17 protein-coding genes and 2 pseudogenes are annotated in these 17,484 nt (G+C 44.8%); 7 read left to right on the top strand and 12 right to left on the bottom strand.

Annotation, left to right across the window (positions count from 1 at the left end; translation table 11 throughout):
• Positions 1-57: 57 nt before the first annotated feature.
• The 4 genes from IEY24_RS01440 to IEY24_RS01430 all read left to right on the top strand — a co-directional run bounded on the left by IEY24_RS01440 (position 58) and on the right by IEY24_RS01430 (position 2,097).
• A complete protein-coding gene (locus tag IEY24_RS01440; protein ID WP_188927954.1) occupies positions 58-1,089 on the top strand; it encodes a sensor histidine kinase in 1,032 nt (343 codons plus the stop codon).
• A complete protein-coding gene (locus IEY24_RS32720) occupies positions 1,086-1,424 on the top strand; it encodes a LytR/AlgR family response regulator transcription factor (RefSeq protein ID WP_229221135.1) in 339 nt (112 codons plus the stop codon). Before IEY24_RS01440 ends, IEY24_RS32720 begins: the two co-directional genes overlap by 4 nt.
• 6 nt (positions 1,425-1,430) lie before the next feature.
• Complete coding sequence (locus IEY24_RS32715) at positions 1,431-1,817, top strand: LytR/AlgR family response regulator transcription factor (protein ID WP_308420578.1); 387 nt, start codon at positions 1,431-1,433, stop codon at positions 1,815-1,817.
• Between the two features lie 67 nt (positions 1,818-1,884).
• The gene (locus IEY24_RS01430) at positions 1,885-2,097 is read left to right on the top strand and encodes a hypothetical protein (protein ID WP_188927953.1); all 213 of its coding nucleotides are present in this window, start codon (positions 1,885-1,887) and stop codon (positions 2,095-2,097) included.
• Positions 2,098-2,740: 643 nt separating this feature from the next.
• Here IEY24_RS01430 and IEY24_RS01425 read toward each other — a convergent pair.
• From IEY24_RS01425 to IEY24_RS01400, 6 genes are all read right to left on the bottom strand, one after another.
• Positions 2,741-5,794, bottom strand: coding sequence for an efflux RND transporter permease subunit (locus IEY24_RS01425; RefSeq protein WP_188927952.1), 3,054 nt, complete (start codon positions 5,792-5,794; stop codon positions 2,741-2,743).
• A gap of 12 nt (positions 5,795-5,806) precedes the next feature.
• Positions 5,807-6,856: an efflux RND transporter periplasmic adaptor subunit gene (locus tag IEY24_RS01420; RefSeq protein ID WP_188927950.1), complete on the bottom strand. Its 1,050-nt coding sequence runs from the start codon at positions 6,854-6,856 to the stop codon at positions 5,807-5,809.
• Positions 6,857-6,860: 4 nt separating this feature from the next.
• Positions 6,861-8,225 carry a TolC family protein gene (locus IEY24_RS01415; RefSeq protein ID WP_188927948.1) on the bottom strand — a complete coding sequence of 455 codons (1,365 nt, stop codon included), beginning with the start codon at positions 8,223-8,225 and terminating at the stop codon, positions 6,861-6,863.
• A 157-nt stretch (positions 8,226-8,382) separates the two neighbouring features.
• A complete protein-coding gene (locus tag IEY24_RS01410) occupies positions 8,383-8,961 on the bottom strand; it encodes an SRPBCC family protein (protein ID WP_188927946.1) in 579 nt (192 codons plus the stop codon).
• Between the two features lie 28 nt (positions 8,962-8,989).
• A complete protein-coding gene (locus tag IEY24_RS01405) occupies positions 8,990-9,766 on the bottom strand; it encodes an SDR family NAD(P)-dependent oxidoreductase (protein ID WP_188927943.1) in 777 nt (258 codons plus the stop codon).
• Between the two features lie 177 nt (positions 9,767-9,943).
• The gene (locus IEY24_RS01400) at positions 9,944-10,549 is read right to left on the bottom strand and encodes a TetR/AcrR family transcriptional regulator (protein ID WP_188927942.1); all 606 of its coding nucleotides are present in this window, start codon (positions 10,547-10,549) and stop codon (positions 9,944-9,946) included.
• Between the two features lie 694 nt (positions 10,550-11,243).
• Between IEY24_RS01400 and IEY24_RS01395 the strand changes: the two genes are divergently transcribed.
• Positions 11,244-11,780, top strand: coding sequence for a class I SAM-dependent methyltransferase (locus IEY24_RS01395; protein ID WP_188927941.1), 537 nt, complete (start codon positions 11,244-11,246; stop codon positions 11,778-11,780).
• Positions 11,781-11,820: 40 nt separating this feature from the next.
• On the opposite strand, the gene IEY24_RS01390 is transcribed toward IEY24_RS01395, so the two are convergent.
• The 5 genes and pseudogenes from IEY24_RS01390 to IEY24_RS01370 all read right to left on the bottom strand — a co-directional run.
• Positions 11,821-12,717 carry a helix-turn-helix domain-containing protein gene (locus tag IEY24_RS01390; RefSeq protein WP_188927940.1) on the bottom strand — a complete coding sequence of 299 codons (897 nt, stop codon included), beginning with the start codon at positions 12,715-12,717 and terminating at the stop codon, positions 11,821-11,823.
• Between the two features lie 9 nt (positions 12,718-12,726).
• On the bottom strand, positions 12,727-13,767 hold the full coding sequence (locus IEY24_RS01385; RefSeq protein WP_188932051.1) for an NAD(P)-dependent alcohol dehydrogenase: 1,041 nt from the start codon (positions 13,765-13,767) through the stop codon (positions 12,727-12,729).
• Positions 13,768-13,877: 110 nt separating this feature from the next.
• Positions 13,878-14,738: an NAD-dependent epimerase/dehydratase family protein gene (locus IEY24_RS01380; protein WP_188927939.1), complete on the bottom strand. Its 861-nt coding sequence runs from the start codon at positions 14,736-14,738 to the stop codon at positions 13,878-13,880.
• Positions 14,739-14,823: 85 nt separating this feature from the next.
• On the bottom strand, positions 14,824-15,687 hold the full coding sequence (locus IEY24_RS01375; protein WP_229221126.1) for a helix-turn-helix domain-containing protein: 864 nt from the start codon (positions 15,685-15,687) through the stop codon (positions 14,824-14,826).
• 63 nt (positions 15,688-15,750) lie between these two features.
• A pseudogene (locus IEY24_RS01370) lies at positions 15,751-15,915 on the bottom strand (helix-turn-helix domain-containing protein); the annotation flags it as partial.
• Between the two features lie 13 nt (positions 15,916-15,928).
• Between IEY24_RS01370 and IEY24_RS01365 the strand changes: the two are divergent.
• Positions 15,929-16,780, top strand: a pseudogene (locus IEY24_RS01365) (transposase); the annotation flags it as partial.
• Positions 16,773-17,021 carry a transposase gene (locus tag IEY24_RS01360; RefSeq protein WP_188927932.1) on the top strand — a complete coding sequence of 83 codons (249 nt, stop codon included), beginning with the start codon at positions 16,773-16,775 and terminating at the stop codon, positions 17,019-17,021. The pseudogene IEY24_RS01365 and the gene IEY24_RS01360, both read left to right, overlap by 8 nt.
• Here IEY24_RS01360 and IEY24_RS01355 read toward each other — a convergent pair.
• Positions 17,008-17,394, bottom strand: a complete 387-nt coding sequence (locus IEY24_RS01355; RefSeq protein ID WP_188927930.1) for a hypothetical protein — start codon at positions 17,392-17,394, stop codon at positions 17,008-17,010. The genes IEY24_RS01360 and IEY24_RS01355 overlap by 14 nt on opposite strands.
• Between the last annotated feature and the right edge of the window lie 90 nt (positions 17,395-17,484).

The raw sequence follows: 17,484 nt of genomic DNA, 5'->3' as shown, positions 1-17,484 counted from the left end.
GCATTTGCGGGAGCATTTAGTACGTTATCTTGGAGTTGCAAAAGTGAAGACTATCAAATGGAACCAGCCAATGGGCTTTCAGTCCGCGATAAATACATGGAGCTTTTGATTGCCGGAAGGTACGGGATATATAGGCACCTGATACTGGCATTTATGCTCGGGGCTTTTGTGTTGAGCATGGAGCCAGGCGGCGGCAACACTTCAGGGGACCTGATAAAGTTGCGTTTCTTCATTTTTTTTATGTCCCTTCTTTATGCGAACATGTATTTACTCGTACCGCATTTTCTCTTCAAGAATAAACCGGTCCAGTTTATAGCGGCTATCGCGTTGTTTATTACCATCGCATATCCTCTGGTATTTTTCAACTACAAAGCCAGTGGCTTTTCGACCACACCCTATTGGGGAGTGGCTAAATATGTCTTCATATCCCTGGTGTGGGTTGCAGCCTCGGCTGCGATCAAACTATTTCAACGTTGGTTAATAGACTCCCAACGTATCAGCGAATTGGAGCACCTGACGAAATCTGCCGAATTGGAGCAGTTAAAAAATCAGATTAATCCCCACTTCCTGTTCAATATGCTCAATAATGTCAATGTACTCACTCAAAAAGATCCGGAAAAAGCTTCCCAGATACTTGAGAAACTCAGCGGCTTTTTGAGATACCAATTATATGACAGCGCCAGACCCAGGGTGTTGTTAACCTCCGAGATACGCTTTATTCAGGACCTGCTCAACATGGAGAAAATAAGACGGGACAACTTTGAGTTTACCATTTCCAATGAAGGAGTGCTCACCGGCATCCAGGTCGCTCCCCTGCTGTTTATGACCTTCGTCGAGAATGCGGTGAAACACAGCCTCGATGCCGACAATGGGTCCTGGATTCATATCTATTTTGGTATCCACGAGGATGAATTGAACTTCAAGTGCATCAACTCAAAACCGCAATTGATGGCAATACTTCAAGGTCCGGGAGGGCTTGGACTGGGAAACGTCAGGCGCAGGCTTGCCTTGCTTTATCCGGAAAGGCACATTATAAAGGCAGAGGATTCCGCACAAAGCTATTCGCTAAGTTTAACCGTAAAGTTATGAGATGTATCATCGTTGATGATGAGCCATTGGCAAGAGAAGGCATCGCATCCCTGGTAAGTAAAACACCAGGAGTGGAGCTGGTCGGAAGCTTTAACAGTGCCAACGCCGCAGCCAGGTATCTGTCTAACGAGGCGGTTGATCTATTGTTTCTGGACATTCAAATGCCGGGAATGAACGGCATCGATTTTGCTAAATCCGTACCTCCGTTGACATTGGTGATTTTCACTACTGCATATGCGGAATATGCTTTGGATAGTTATGAAGTTGAGGCGGTAGATTATCTGATCAAGCCGATCAAAATCGAGCGTTTTCAAAAAGCTGTTAACAAAGCATAGAACTACCTGGATCTATTAAAATCAAGCTCGACATCAACCAACCGTATACAACAGATAACAGACGACTATTTCTTTGTAAAAGCCGAAAGACGCATTTTCAAGATACAGTTTAATGATATCCTTTTCATAGAAGGGTTAAAGGACTATGTGGTCATTCAGACCGTATCGCAAAAAGTAATCACTGCGATGAATATCAAAACCATTTATGAGCAGCTCCCTCAAAATACATTTGCGCGCATAAGCAAGTCATACGTTATCAACATGAGCCAGGTAACATCCTTTGATAACAACACCGCTTTTATCGACAAGTACGAGATCCCGATTGGCGATGCCTATCGGACTCAGTTTTTTGATGAGTTTGTAATAAGGAAATTATTGAGCCGAAACAGGTAAATACCAGCTTCTGCTCTCGCAATCAGCCAATGATGCCCAGGCATTGTCAAATCTTTCTTATCGTCAAATGAGCCAAAAACCAAGCAACAAACATATTACAAATCCTGACGAAAAAGAATTTGCAGAAGCCAGGCAAAAAGCATCGGACAAGACTCTTGAATTGATGGTATACATGTTCGAGCCAAATCCATGGCTGGAAATTAGTTCTCTTATTCAGACACAGGTTCAATCAACATACCGAATATATGATTTACTCGCAAGTGGAGCGACTATTAAGTGATGTTCATGTTTCAGACAAATAGGATTGTTGACGTAAAATCAAACCCGCAAGGATCCGGGGTTCGAATCCCAGCGGAATAACCAAGAGCGCCTCAAAGAGCGCTTCTTTCATTTAGAAAAGTCGTTATTGTGAGCTTTCAAAAAATAAGCATATCATTTTGATTCAATTCAGGTTGAAACATCTGGTAACCTTTTCGGTAACCTGCCTTGCGCACAGTCACCAGTTTGGTTAGGCTACTTATCAAGCCATAAATGTCCATAATCAAAAAGATTTGCCGCTCGCAACTACCTTCCTTTGCCATCACCAAGCAATGTACATACGAGTGCGTAAGTATAAAATAAAATCGGACAGGAGGTTGCACTTAACTCCAACCTTCTCGCAACGCCCGGAGTAGGGAAAAAGGTTTGGAGCCGGAAGAGCTACCAGGTTGTTGCTTGAATGCTTCATTGCCTGTTTTTAGCTCCCACAGTAATGGATCCCATTTCAACTCGTCTATTAAATAATGTAAAACGTTACTGCGTGTTGCAAGAAAATTCTTCCTTATCCATGAAGCGCGCGGATCCCGCCCATATTGTATTTTCAAATTTCCGGTTGTATGCATTTTAAAGACTGACAGAAATAAATTTCTATCAGCCCCTATCTATTATTCTTCCTCTTCCAAACTAGGAGGGATCAGCTTGTACATCACCGGCGTGACGATTCTTGAAAGTATTGTCGAGCTGATCAGTCCACCGATCAGAACAATGGCCAGTGGTGCGATGAGCGGATTCGGGTTGAGTGCAATGGGCAGCAGCCCGCATATAGCTGTAATTGAAGTCAGTACCACCGGCAGAAAGCGCGTTTCACCTGCAATGGCAATGGCTTCATCGATACTATGTCCCTCGGCGCGCAGCTGATTAGTAAAATCAACAAGCAGTAATGAATTTTTAACCTGGATTCCCGAGAGCCCGATAAAACCGATTATGGAGACCAAAGACATCGGGTTGCCGGTCAAAAGCAACAAGGCCACACCGCCCAATATACCCAGTGGTATGATCGACAGTACAATGATAATCCCCTTGAAGTTTTTGAACTGCAACAGTAAAACCCCAATGAAAAGAAACGCACTCAATATGATCACCGACAGAAAATTTCCACCCAACGCATCACCTTCTGATTCAGCCTCGCCGGATAATTTGTAATAATAGCCTGAGGGCAATTTTAGTTTGTCGAGCTGAGGCACAATGTCCTTCAATATATCGTTGGCCAGAAAATTGTCCTTTGTCAAGGAGGTTACTTTGGCAAAGCGTGACTTATTGAAATGGTTGATAGCTGTTGGAGATGTCTCAAAGGATACGGTGGCAATCTGGTCAATTTGCACCGGAGCGCCCTGGATACTGTTGACATATAGGTTTTTCAAAGCATCAAGGTTTGAAAACTTATCCCGGGGAAGCGTGATGACCACATTGCGCGAATCACCGCGGTCGTCTATATAATCGCCGACGTTTAATCCGGCGACAGCCATACGCACAACTTTGTCTACATCACTGGTAAGCACCCCCAGTGTCCTGGCTTTTTCCTTGTCGATTTTAATTTTCACATCCGATTTGTAGGCGTTCAACTCATTATTTATATAAAATGTGCCGGGATGTTTGCGCAAAATTTCTTCTACTTTAAACGAAAGGGACCGCAGCGTATCCTGGTTTTCTCCAAATACCCTTACGACGATATTCGCTTCAATAGGTGTTCCCTGCTCAAAGTCTTTCACCTCGATCCTGGCGTGCGGGAAATCCTTAAACTTGTTTCTGAGCCTTTTAATCAAATCGGTTTTTGATCCGGGCGTTGCCTCTTCATCCATCTGTACAAAGACCTGCGCAAAATCGGGCTTGATATCTTGTTGATGTACATTGTAATAGATTTGCGGATTGCCTTTACCGACATTGGAGGTATAATAGACAATTTCCTTGTGCGTTTTCAGCTCATTCTCAACAAGCCTTGTCACACGGTCCGTTTCAGGGATGTCTGCCTGCAAAGGCATTTTTACATTGACCAGAAACATCGGTTTTTCCGATGTGGGAAATAGCTTAAAGCCCGCTAACGGAAAAAGCATAAAGGCAAGCACGCTCAATGCGATGGATAAACCAATGGTTACTTTCGGCCATTTCAAAGCCGCTGGCATCACCCCACGGTAGGAAAAACTTAGAAAGCTCTGCAATTTCCTAAGAAAGAAATTACCTTCTCCATTGGCATGCGTTTTCAATATCCGGCTACCAATGAAGGGTACCAGCGTAAGCGCAACGATCATTGAGGCAAGCACACTAGTCATTACCGCCATCGGCAAACTGCGGATAAAATCTCCGGCCACATCAGGCAAAAATGCAAGAGGCAGAAACGCAATCACCAAAGTCGCCGTGCATCCCACAACAGCCACGCCAATCTGCCGGGTACCTTTCAGTACTGCGTCCTTGATCGAGTGGCCTTCCCTGAGCCACCGCTCAATATTTTCCACCACCACAATACTGTCATCCACCAGTAGTCCTAATGCCACAACGAGCCCCACGATACTTAGCTGATTCAGCGAATAACCCAGCGCGTTCAGGGCGATCAAACCTAAGGCCAGCGAAAGCGGAATGGAAATCATCACGATAAGCGAGGCGCGGAAACCCAAAGGCAGTAGCGTCACCACCACCAGAATGATTGCCAGAACAAAGTCGAAACCAAGGTGTCCCAACCGCCCGGCGACCATATCGGCCTGATCAAAATTTTTGACCATTTTGATGTTCTCAGGCAGGATTTTCTTGAATTCTTCGAGCACAGGCATGTACTCTTCCTTCACCGAACTGATGTTGATATTATCCTTCATTGCGGCCGTTACCAGTACACACCGGTGCCCGTTCAGGCGTGTGATGTGATTGACTGTGCCGTCTTTGTAGCGCACACTGGCCACATCTTTCAGGTAAATAATTTTTCCATTCGCATTGTAAATGACTGTGTTAGCCACATCTTCCACGTTCTTAAACTTGCCACTGGTTTTTACATTGAACACTTTACTGTCCAGGTTGATGCTTCCACCGGGAATATCGGCTGCTTCACTTTGCAAGCTTCCCATCACCAGGTTCAGCGGTATTTTCAGCCTGGCAAGTTTATCGAGCTGCATATCGATCCGGATTTCCTGCTCAGGCATCCCGGCATATTTTACTTCTTTCAGATTGGTTATTTTTTCAAGCCTGGTTTTCAGTATGTCCGCCTGATCGCGCAGGGTTTTGGCTGAGGCGTTATTTGAAACCAGCGCGACCTGCAAAATCTTTACATCCGAGGAAGATATCTTTTCTGTCTTGATCAGGTAAATATCTTTGGGAAGCTCGCTGTTTTTCAGCGCATTTATTTCAGTTGATATCTCCTGGTATTTATTGTCTACATCAACACCGTATTTGAATTTGGGCTGGATTGCGGCTACACCATCTTCTACCGTGGTCAGTATCTTATCGATATTCTCTAACCCATATATTTTATTTTCGATGGGCTTTACCACCTGCTCTTCCATATCCTTAGGACTGGTCCCCGGGTAAATAACGGTAATCAGATATTGCGGGGGATGCGTAGTAGGGTCTTCGGATCTTGGCATGGTAAAAAGTGTAAGCAAACCAACGACCGCGACAAGAAGAAATATGACCAGGGTGAACTGGTAATTCTTGACGGAGAAATTTGTAATCTTCATGTTTTTAGCGATTTACTCAATAATTTTAATGACCGACTGCTCATTCAGGTAAGCGCTATTGGAAATAACTATTTTATCTACCCCGTCAAGTCCATCTTTTATATACACGTTCTCGTTGTCGAACCTGACAATACTTACCGGCAGTTTTTTGACTTTGTCTTTGCCAACTGCCGTGAATACAAACCCCTTCTCCCCATCGGCTTCCACCAGCGAGCCGTATGGGATCACAGTGGCACTTTCCTTTTGATTGGTCGCTATTTCTGCCTTTCCAAACATGCCGACGGCAGGAACCAGCTTGCCCAGTTTCAACTTTAACTCGATCTGAAAAGAGCCGATTTCCCTGTCTGCTGCTTGCAGTTTTCTCAGTACAGTGGCACTAAATATTTGTCCCGGAAAGCCATCCAGGGTCACTTTGGCATTTTGGCCGGTTTTTACCGCGGCCCATTCCCGGTCTGTTACACCCACTTTGAGCAGATAACCATTGTTTTGTTCGGCTGCATTGGTAAGCAGCACCGGCATGCCCCCGCCAATCACTTCACCTTCGTTTGCCATTTTTTTAGTCACAAATCCAGAAGATGCCGCGTAAATTTTCGAGTAACGCTCGTTAAAAGCGGTGGCCTCTCTGGATTTTTTGGCCACTTCCAGGGCGGTCAAAGTATTCTGCAACTGTTCCAGCGTAAAAACACTGTCTTTGTAAAGGTTGGAGGCCCGGTCATAATCGCGCTGCGCTTTGTTAACACCCAGGTCGGCCTGGGCCAGACCAGCCGATATCTCTGTCGTATTGAGCGTAGCCAACAACTGACCTTTTTTGAAAAACTGTCCTTCATCAACAAGGATCCGGCTAATAACCCCGCCAATCTTAAAGGCATAATTGGCCTCGTTTTCAGTGCTGACAAGGCCTGTTGCCTGAATAACATCAGGAACATTGAAGGTGGACAATGGAGCTATCTTGACAGCAATGATGTCTGGCTCGCCCAAGGGATTCGTATTTTTGTGCTCTTCCTTCTTACACGAGAATAAAAGCAATGCCGCTGCGGCGAGTGTTAATTGAAATGTTTTCATGTTTTTATGGTATGTTAAAACTGGCGTTCGCACGTTCAATGGCGGTATAAGAAGCCCAGGTGTCAAATAGTGCAATATTGGCTTGAAGCTGAGCATCAACCCACTGATTCTGGGCATCTAATAGCTCGATGTATATCGCCATTCCTTCCTTGTATAGCTTTGCGACATCGTTGTAGTAGGTCTGGCTTGTTTTTATTTGCGACTGGGCTGCCTGATATTGGGCGACTGCGCTTTGCATAGCAGCCTGCCGGACTTTAAGTTCTGTCAGTAATTGCTGCTGTACGTAATCGGTTTGGGTAATTATGGCTTGTTTGTCAGCCATGGTCTGTTTAATGCGGTAATTGTTTTTACCAGAAGAGAACACATTCCATTCCAGTGATACTCCCAGAAAGTAATAGCGGCTGTTTTGATTAAATTTCCAGTCAAATGCTTGCGAACCTAAATCTATATACGTACCTACTTTGGGAATGATATATGATTTGGCAAGCCCATTCAGATTTTGGTTAATCTCTTTTGAGATGCCAAGTTTTACCAGTTCCTCGCGGCCGTTAACATCACTGTTTTGCAGCAGGTCTTGGGCAGGCAGGTTTACAATCTCATCAACCAGGATGCTGTCCGTTAAAGGCCGGTTAAGCAGAAAATTAAAATAGTACCGGGCAGACTCTTCATTTTTTCCGGCTGTTGTAAGTGACGCATTGATTTTGGAGACCTCATTCTCGCTTCGGATGACTGCCGTCCGGTTGATCTTATCATTCCCATAAAGCTTTTTGTTAACCCGTTCGCCTTCCAACACCAGTTGCAGAAAAGTCTGGTAGATCCGAACCGCATTGGCTGCTTTCAGATAATTGTAGTATGCCGTTTTGATCTCCTTGACCAGCTCCCGTTTATAGAGCAGTACTTCCGTTTTTTGCAGGTCGACCTGCTGCGATTTGATCCGCTTATTGTAGGTAAGCTCTGCGTTCAGAATGGGCATGCTCGTTCTAAACTTAGCATCGTAGAAGTTGTCCGGGTTCAAAAGAATCCGTTCATTTTTAAGCTGAGGAAATGCGTCCGTGCTTGTAAGCTGGTTGAGCGTAGCATAAACCCCGTTCAGTAAATCACCGGTAGGAAAGTCAATCGTGCGGCCTCCACCTGCCTTCGTGTAGGCCGTCGAGAAGGTCACGCTGGGCAAAAACATGCTTTTTGCCTCGCCGAGCGCGTGGATATTCTTTTCAAGAATAAAACCCTGCTGTTTGATGCTCTGGTTCGAGGCGATACCTTGGCGAATGTACTCATCGAGTTGCCCCTGGGCATTTGCCAGGTGCGTGGCAAAAACCTGCGCCACCACCATTAAGACAACCCGGTAAAAGGTAGCTGATACTTGTCTCATTTTAATCACTGTTATAACTTTAAACGATGTTTAATAGCGGGGCAAAAAAATTTATCTTTTTTAGATTTAACACCACCGCTACGAAAATGAATGTAGGCCGATTATTTTGTTCTTAACCCTGTGCTTAGGCATGGCCCAGTTCCTGTGGTTTAATTCTTTACTTGCTTTCTGACTGTTCTTTCAGCCTTATTAACCAATTCTTAAGATCCTTACTAACCATATTAGGTGCGAAAATTTTCTCAATTTTTGTTTTAGGTCCATTTTGAGATTCTTCTGAAATAACCTTGCAGCCTTCTGCGGTTGGGATAATCATCCATGCATTATAAATGGTCATTTTCTTATTATCGGTTTCCCCCAGCCAGGCTACGTTATAAGGAGGTTTGAATTCCTTTATAGTGGACTTGAATTTCCCCGCCGGAGACCAGATAAAAACACTAGATGAATTAAGCTTACCATCGGGTGAATTTATCAGCTTGATACCTTCGGACTTTTTGTTCAATTCTGGCCATTTGGCAGCATGGATGAAAATATCCCAAACTACCTGAGGCGAGGCTTTAATGTCTATTTCGTTGTGGATAAAAAAATCAGATTCTGCTGGTGTAAATCCTTCCGGCCAGTTGATTTTTTCGGAATAAGGTAAACTTGATTGAACTACTTTTTTGTGTGAATAACATGAGGGAAGTAGCAATGACATACTAGTTAAGCTAGCTAGTGTAAATAATTTTGTCGTTCTCATTTTTTCGAATGTGTTATTTATAACTTAATTATGATCTAACACTTGCGAGATTCTTTTTGATTCTCATCATAATACTATCAGGCATAAAACGAGGTAGGTTGGAGTTAAGCCAGTTTTGAAAGCCCACTACTTTTTTCCCTTTTCCAGATAAAAGATGTTTCACACCTTGCGCTGCCACTTCTTTGGGGTGCATGGGCTTGGCTTTATGAAGATTTGTAGATTGCATTTCAGCTGTGGTAAAGCCTGTGTCTACCGTGCCTGGGTAAAGCGATGTAACGATTACGCCAGTGCCATCCAATTCGGCAGCAAGCGTTTCGCTAAATGCCTTTACAAAAGCTTTGGTAGCAGAATAAACAGCAAAATATGGCATTGGTAAAAATGCTACCACTGAAGATACATTCATAATTCTGCCGGATTTGCGGCTAACCATATCTTTCGCAAAGAGCTTGGTAAGTGCCACCAAACTGGAAATATTTAATTCAATCATGCTGAGTTCTTCTTCCAATGACGTTTCAATAAAATTACCATAGTTACCTACCCCGGCATTATTGATCAAACCAGTCACCAAATAGTTTTCCTGTTTCACCGCTTTATAAAGGCCTGTCGCAGCATTTACATCAGTGAGATCTGCGGCGAAATATTGCACCAGAATTCCATACTTGTCTGTTAATTCAGCTTGCATTTGCTGCAATTTGGTTTCCGTGCGGGCAACCAATATCAGATTCATTTTTTTGGCCGCCAATTCATGCGCCATTTCGTAACCGATTCCGGATGAGGCACCGGTGAGCACAAAATATTCATTCATCTTTTTAATTTTTAATTGTATTGTTAGACAAATTTTCAATTAATTATTCACTGTAATAATTTTAAACACTGTTCAATAAATATCTAAAATAATAGGCTAATTATTTAGGGTGAAAAACACCCTGTTACAATCGGCCCGTATTAACTCATTCTGACTAAAATATAAATGCTGCTGATCCTAGCTTTTTTCTATCAGCGCAATAAATGTTTCATATCCATGGAGCATCAGCTCTTCACTTGATTTTTCAAAAAATCCTGACATCCGGTCTTTACAGTATAGCGAGCAAATACCATGTACCAACGACAGCGTCATAAGTGTCAGATACTTATTATTTAATCCTTGAAATCTTCCCTTGTCCTGACACTGCTTGATCACACCAGACAAATGTTCAATCGAATCCTGCGCTATCTGAAATCCTTCCCCCTCTGATTTGCCCGTTTCACTCACCAGGAACATCAAATTGTAATAATCCGTATGGTTTTGTGCAAAACGAATAAAGACCAAACCCAGGGCTTTGTAACGTTCGTAAGGGTCTTCAATAATATCCAAAGCTTTCATCTGGCTCAAAAACAACCGAAATCCCTCTTTATGAAGCTCATGAAAAATCTCGTTCTTATCTTTAAAATAGAAATATATTGAACCGGGACTGTAATTAATCTCACTGGCAATGTTACGGATACTGGTCTGCTCATATCCTTTTTCAAGAAAAATCTTACGGGCACTATCCAGTATTCGTTTGTGCATTTCTATTTTTTCCTGCTCTTTTCTTTTCGCTATCGACATGTCAAACTCATTTGATATGCAAATCTATTAAACAGTGTTCAATAGAAAAAATTATATGGGATTTTTTTTGAACAGTGTTTAAATTAAGGAATTTAATATACTAATAATCAGATAGTTAAATACGAAAAATATTTAACATGAGCTGTATTTAAGCTCATTCTTCATTCGAGAAATCTGATGATTTTTTAGTCCTCCACCGGTAACTTCTCTGGAATTGTTGAGGGTGAAGGGTATTTTTCAATCCAAGGACGTTGACACTATGACCTCCTCCCAGGTATTCAGACGGCTGAAAGTAGAGTTTCCGGCGTTCCAGCGGGACAACTGATAGCGCTTCAGAGAGCGCTTTTTTCATTCATAATAGTCGCTATTGTGATTTCTTAAAAAGATTTACGTGTAATTTCGATTCAATTCAGGTCAAAATATCTGGTAACCTTTTCGGTAACCTGCCTAACCTGAACTAGTTTGGTTAGCGTTTCGCAAAGGGAACCCAATACTGTTTCTGAGCAGTATAGATCAACATTTCTTTCCGGCCTCTATTGCGCACCATATGGTGGGCGACCCTGCATTTAACTTAATCGCGTAGCTGGTCATGCTTCCCCGGGCCATTGTCTCTTATATTTGTTACGGTCGGCTCAGGCAGCATAGCCTGATCACGGCTTGATTCTCAACCATAGCAATCAATTATCTAGAAACCATGACAAATCAAGAGGCTATTGAACTAATCGGTGGCGGTGCCAATGGCGAGCATGCGCAGTACTGGTTAGATTTAGGTTGTGGGAAGGGGACTTTCACCGAAGCCTTGGCGACAATGCTGCCAGCGCAAAGCAAGATTACCGGCGTGGACAAAAACAACCACCAGCTTCCGCCACAAATGGGTAACCAGGTTTCGATCAAATTCATCGAGGCCGATTTTGAAACAGAGGCGTTGGAGGTGACGGGATTAGACGGGATCCTGATGGCGAACTCCCTTCATTTCATCAGGGATAAAGAATCCTTAATCCGGCGTCTGGAAAACCATTTTAGTAAAGGTAGAAGGTTTTTGATTGTCGAGTATGACACAACAGCATCCAATCCCTGGGTGCCATATCCCATTGACTTCAAAGGTTTAAAAAGCATTTTCGGCCGTGTCGGGAATTATTCGATATCAAAACTTGGGGAGCGCAGGTCGTTGTATGGTTCCGCGATGCTCTATGGTGCGCTAGTTACGTCCCCGGTCCAATCAATAAGCTGATCCCAAACCGCGTCCCGCAAATAGATCCAAGCATCACGGTCTAATTCAAGCTTTCACGGTATTGTATCGGAGACATGTTCGTCTTGTTCTTAAATAGCTTATGAAAGGATTGCGGATACTCAAAGCCCATCTGATAGGCAATTTCGTTAACCTGTAAGTTCGTCGTCGCCAGTAGCTGCTTCGCCTTGTCAATCACCCGGGCTTGGATATGCTGCTGCGCTGTTTGTCCTGAAACGGTCCGTAACATATCGCTGAGATAATCAGCGGACACGTTCAACTCCCTGGCGACCTGTTGTACAGTTGGTAGGCCTTTCTGCGATTCCAGAAACCCGTTTAGCACACCTTCTAATCGGATCAGGATCTCGTCGTTAGCCACTTTTCGCGTGATAAACTGACGGGCGTAGAACCTGCTGCTATACTGCAACAAAAGCTCAATATGGGCAACCATCACTTCGTGGCTGAAATGATCTATGCTGCTTTGGTATTCCGCCTCTATGCTGGCAAACAGATCCTTGATCTTCGCCTCTTCCTGCTCTGACAAATGAAGGGCTTCGTGGAGCTCGTAGGAGAAAAAGCCAAAATTTCGGATTTTGGTAGCCAGCGAAGTGCCTGCAATGAAATCCTGGTGAAACATTAGTGTCATGCCACCCGGCGGCTTGGATCCCGGGTCCAGTTTCATCAGCAACTGGTTGGGAGAAATAAAGGCCATCATCCCTTCCTCAAAATCGTAATGGCGATGCCCGTACTTCAACTTGCCGTCATAGTCCGTTTTGATGGATATGCAGTAAAAATTGAGGGTAAAATGTTGCAGATCGACCAGTCTGGCGTAATCAGCATTTTCATGCCGGAATACGCTGATCAGCGGATGTTTAGGCTTAGGCAATCCGAGAAGCCGGTGCTGCTCGGATATGGAATTGATGAGGTATGGCTTGTTCACTGATTGAAGTTACAGGGTTTTCATATCAATGACAAAACGGTAGCGGACATCACCTTTTTGCATTCGGTCATAGGCAGTGTGAATATCCTTGATATCGATCAGCTCAATGTCGGAGACGATATTATGTTCTGCGCAAAAGTCTAGCATCTGTTGTGTTTCGGGCAGGCCTCCGGCGCCAGACCCGGCGATAACCTTGTTGCCCGTTGCCAGCGAGAAGGAGCTTACCTCCCAGGGCTTGGCCGGCATACCGACATTGACGTAAATGCCATTGCTTTTTAAAACGGCCAGATAAGGATTGACATCACTGTTGCCCGAAACGGTATCCAGCACAAAGTCAAATGTTTTGAAGGCTGCTTTCATCTCTGCTTCCTCCCTGGAAATGATAAAATGATCAGCCCCGAGCCGCATGGCCGCTTCCTTTTTGCCGGGAGAAGTGCTCAATACCGTTACTTCTGCGCCCAAAGCTTTCCCAAATTTAACGCCCATGTGGCCCAGTCCACCTAAGCCGACCACAGCCAGTTTATGCCCTTTACCTACATTCCATCTTTTTAGCGGTGAATAGGTAGTTATCCCCGCGCAAAGCAATGGGGCCACTCCGGCCAGGTCGAGCTTTTCAGAAATGCGATGCACGAAGTCTTCATGGACAACAATGGTATTGGAATATCCGCCGTAAACAGGCTGGCCATCGTGGCCCAGATTATTGTAGGTTTGGACCGGGGCTACACTGCAAAACTGCTCTTGCCCGTTCTTGCAGTCAGGGCACTCCCGGCAGGAATCTACCATCACGCCCACGCCACCCAGATCACCGATGCTGAACTTTTTAGCATGAGCACCCAGGGCACTGATACGGCCAACGATCTCATGCCCTGGAACCATCGGGAAAATTCCTTCAAACCATTCGTTACGGGTCAGGTGAATATCGGTATGGCAAACCCCGCAGTATAGAATTTCCATCTGTACATCTTGCGCGCCGAGCTCGCGTCTTTCAAATTCCCAGGGCGTTAGTGGGCTCTCTGCCGTTTGCGCCGCATATCCTTTTGCTGTTATCATCATAGTTGTTTTTATGATGCAAACTTAGGAAGCAGCTGGCGGCCACAATTATCCAAATCCGGGGAAAAGGTATCCGAATTTTCCAATGCTGCGCAGCACACGGTTTATGGTTACAAAATATCAAGATCGCGGGCCACATAGTAGCTTGGCACCAATGGCCGGAAGCCGGTTTTCCTTCGAAGTTTGGAAATATCCTGAACGCCATGGAAAGGGTCTTTAAGCGGACCTTCTATTTCATCAAAGGTATCTGCTGCTTTTCCGACAGACTCAGCCAGTTCGTAAAAAGTGATTGGTGCATCGTCGGCTACGTTGAAGATTTCTCCATCCAATCCCTCGGTGGTGAGCAGCAGGATCAGTGCCTGCGCGACATCCAGGTGATGTACCATGTGCATGCGTGAACCAGAATGCATGTTCAGCTTTTTAATATATGGGATAATTTCGGCGATGTGCGGGTCCTTGTCACCGTAAACAAAGCCAAGACGCAAGATACGGACGTCAAATCCCTGGTTTTGCTGCATCCCGATCAATTCCCTTTCTGCGGCGATCTTGCTGGAAGAGTAGGCCCGCGGATCGTTAACATCCACCTGTTCGTCTTCTTTTGCAGGCCGGTGGTAACCTGAACCGTACACATTTGAGGTGCTGGTAAAAACAAATCGTTTGACTCCGGCCTCCTGTGCTGCCTGCGCTAACGCGATACTTCCCTCGCGGTTGGTTTTGACGATACCTTCATTATCTGTAAAGGTCCGGAATAACGCGGCAAGATGGATCACGGCATCCATACCGGATACGGCCGCCGGCAGTGTGGCTGGCTCAAACAGGTCGCCGGTTATGGGTGTCGCACCGAGCTCAATCAGACCGCCAGCTTTTGCAATGTCCCTGACCAATATCGATACATCATAGCCTTTGGCTATCAGGCGTGGCACTAAACGGCTTCCTACTTTTCCTGTTGCTCCTGTTACTAAAATTTTCATTGTTGGATGATTTAATAATGATACGGCAAAATTAGACCGTAGCTTGGCAGACAGCCAATCAATATCAAACCAGTAACTATGATTTTCAAACCTTTCGGAAAGTATTCGGTGTGCTGCCAGTCAACCGTTTGAAATAGTTGTTAAAGTAGGCAGGGTATTCAAACCCAAGCGCGTAAGCGATCTCGGCCACGGCCCAGTCACTATGTTGCAACAGGGCTTTTGCTTCGGCAATAATGCGCGAGGATATATTCGCCGAAGTGGTTTTGCCCGTCGTTTCCCTGACAGACCGATTCAGGTAATTGACATGTACATTTAAATGTCTGGCATAGTCCTGTGGACTGCGTAAGCGGAGCGGTTCGTCGCTGCGCTCTATTGGAAACTGCTTTTCCAGCAGGTCAGTGAATTGGTGTGAAATGCGGCTTTCGCCATTTCTGAAGGCAGGGACATGCTGCGCGGGCTGTATTCGAAGGGCCTCGTGGATGATGAGCGCAATGTAGTTTTTGATCAGATCGCTTTTATAAAGATAGTCGCCATCGTATACTGACAGCATTTTCTTAAAAAGGCCGGTCATAAATGCAGCTTGTTCCGCATTAAGGGATACGACTGGGTTTTCGCCGACCCTGAAAAGGGGGGAGTCTTGTAAGTCCCGCCCATTGAGGAAGGTTTCGGTAAAGATACAGGCGTAACCACCGGTACGGTTGATACGGCGGACAAGAGCGTGCGGTACATGCGGGTTGACGAAAAACAGTGCTGTTCCTTTGATGTCCAGTAGCTGGCCACCATAATTAATGGTCATCTCGCCATTGACCAAACCCATTTTGTAAAAGTCGCGCCGCCCAGCTTTAACTGGGACTTCTGTTGATTCCGGAAGGGCATGAACTTTAAAACCTTTGAGTCGAAGGTCCACTTCATTCAGCCAGGGTATTCTAGTCGTTTCTTCTTCTAGCATGCGGCAAAGTTAATAAAATCAATCCTCTGCCATTCTTACTTTGACTCCCCTGAGCGAATATTTTTAGGTGAACGAAGCCCTAAACTCCATCGGAGATTGATTGGTTTTGTTTTTAAATAGCTTGCTGAAACTTTGCGAATGTTCAAAACCGAGCTCATAAGCAATTTCGGACATGCTTAGCTGCGTCGTCGTCAGCCGCTCTTTTGCTTTCTCGATTAATTTTTTGTAAAAGGGCCGAACCTATGGTACAATCCTGGTGGACCTACATCAGAATAGGGTTATCGGCTTATGGGAAGGTCGCAGTGCCGAAGCGCTTGAAGCTTGGCTCAAACAACACCCGGAGGTGTATACTGTGGCCAGGGACCGGGCATCGACCTATGCAATAGGTATTCGCAAAGGTGCCCCGCAAGCTAAGCAAGTGGCCGACCGCTTTCATTTGCTGGTTAACCTTAGAGAAGCACTCGATAGAGCAATGCAAAGACAAAGCGAAACGATCAAAAAATGTTTCGTAGCCTTTCATGACAAGCAAAAAGCACATAATCAATCCATTCCTCTTAACCATGAAACTGCAACCAGCAAGCGCATGCAAACTGAAAATTCTGGATTGTTTACGGGAAATGTTAACCCCCGTAGGCAGTTTAAATTTGAGCAAACCAAGAAACTCTATGCTCAGGGGCACAGTATCAACGCAATAGCTGCTCATCTGAAGTCCAACAGGAAATCCATAAGGAGATACATCCATTTGGATGTCTTGCCAGGTCGGAATACCCCACCCACCTCTGAACATTCGACCAATTTTGATCACTTCATTCCATACATCCAACAGAATTACCGGCCACAGACGACTTATAAGCAGCTTCTTGCAGACATGATAGCACAGGGCTTTAACGACAAATACACCAGCTTTTGCGAAAGAATGAACCGGCTTGTGGCGCAAAACTTAGTGGGGCAACCCCTGGATAAACCCCAGGACTTGCCAGACAGCCAACCTGGTCAATCACCGATCTGGAATTCTTTACTTTTCTCTGCCAACACAGTGCTCAATTCAGAAGGCGGCCGAGCTTGCCCAACAATTCAAAGCGCTCTTGGGTAAGCAGCACCACGCCAGTTTTGACGAATGGCTGGAAAGTGCCTCGCATCCCGACGCGCTTTTGAAAAACTTTGCAAAAGGCATCAAGAATGACCATCATGCCGTTGAGCAAGCAATTAATTCTGATATCTCAAGCGGAAAAGTAGAAGGCCATATTAATAAGATGAAAACAATCAAGAGATCTATGTACGGACGGGCCGGAATTGACCTGCTTACAAAAATGTTACTGGCTAAAAACAGATAAGCCCACCATCAAAAGTGACGAAGAACCCATATTGGCCGATAATTGCTTCCATCCTGCCGATGCTTTTGAAATTTTCCGGGTCTGAATTGATGGTGTGGACTTCTTCAAATAACTGTTGGAGCTCGCTGATTTTACCATGATCGGGTTGGGTCCGCTTCATTTCCTTTCTACGCTCCCTTGAAGAATAGGATATTAATTCATTCAGAAGTGAATTCGTAGTTTCTGTTAACACATACCAGTCCAATGGGTTTGCCGGGCCAGCGAAGTCAAGCTCTTTCCCTGCTAAAAGCTGTTCGATTTTGAGCCATTCCTGGTAGTCGATTAGTACCGAAACCGGTTTGCCATTCCCGTCATTAATCACTTGTCTGGACATATTATCTCTCCTTTGATGTTCTCCCAATGATTCAAGTTTAGCGATATTTGGATTGAAGGACAAGGTGTTTTGCCGGTGAACGGCTCTTTT

Source organism: Dyadobacter endophyticus (assembly GCF_014641595.1).
GTDB lineage: Bacteria > Bacteroidota > Bacteroidia > Cytophagales > Spirosomataceae > Dyadobacter > Dyadobacter endophyticus.
The sequence above is the reverse complement of the archived record's forward strand: the minus strand, read 5'-3'. Positions and strand labels throughout refer to the sequence as shown.

Excerpts from the sequence above, each read along its gene's own strand:
- IEY24_RS01425 (WP_188927952.1), bottom strand. The coding sequence starts at position 5,794 with ATGAAGATTACAAATTTCTCCGTCAAGAATTACCAGTTCACCCTGGTC.
- IEY24_RS01410 (WP_188927946.1), bottom strand. The coding sequence starts at position 8,961 with ATGAGAACGACAAAATTATTTACACTAGCTAGCTTAACTAGTATGTCA.
- IEY24_RS01405 (WP_188927943.1), bottom strand. The coding sequence starts at position 9,766 with ATGAATGAATATTTTGTGCTCACCGGTGCCTCATCCGGAATCGGTTAC.
- IEY24_RS01430 (WP_188927953.1), top strand. The coding sequence starts at position 1,885 with ATGAGCCAAAAACCAAGCAACAAACATATTACAAATCCTGACGAAAAA.
- IEY24_RS01385 (WP_188932051.1), bottom strand. The coding sequence starts at position 13,767 with ATGATAACAGCAAAAGGATATGCGGCGCAAACGGCAGAGAGCCCACTA.
- IEY24_RS01440 (WP_188927954.1), top strand. The coding sequence starts at position 58 with ATGGAACCAGCCAATGGGCTTTCAGTCCGCGATAAATACATGGAGCTT.
- IEY24_RS32720 (WP_229221135.1), top strand. The coding sequence starts at position 1,086 with ATGAGATGTATCATCGTTGATGATGAGCCATTGGCAAGAGAAGGCATC.
- IEY24_RS01355 (WP_188927930.1), bottom strand. The coding sequence starts at position 17,394 with ATGTCCAGACAAGTGATTAATGACGGGAATGGCAAACCGGTTTCGGTA.
- IEY24_RS01375 (WP_229221126.1), bottom strand. The coding sequence starts at position 15,687 with ATGCTAGAAGAAGAAACGACTAGAATACCCTGGCTGAATGAAGTGGAC.
- IEY24_RS01420 (WP_188927950.1), bottom strand. The coding sequence starts at position 6,856 with ATGAAAACATTTCAATTAACACTCGCCGCAGCGGCATTGCTTTTATTC.
- IEY24_RS01380 (WP_188927939.1), bottom strand. The coding sequence starts at position 14,738 with ATGAAAATTTTAGTAACAGGAGCAACAGGAAAAGTAGGAAGCCGTTTA.
- IEY24_RS01415 (WP_188927948.1), bottom strand. The coding sequence starts at position 8,225 with ATGAGACAAGTATCAGCTACCTTTTACCGGGTTGTCTTAATGGTGGTG.
- IEY24_RS01395 (WP_188927941.1), top strand. The coding sequence starts at position 11,244 with ATGACAAATCAAGAGGCTATTGAACTAATCGGTGGCGGTGCCAATGGC.
- IEY24_RS01400 (WP_188927942.1), bottom strand. The coding sequence starts at position 10,549 with ATGTCGATAGCGAAAAGAAAAGAGCAGGAAAAAATAGAAATGCACAAA.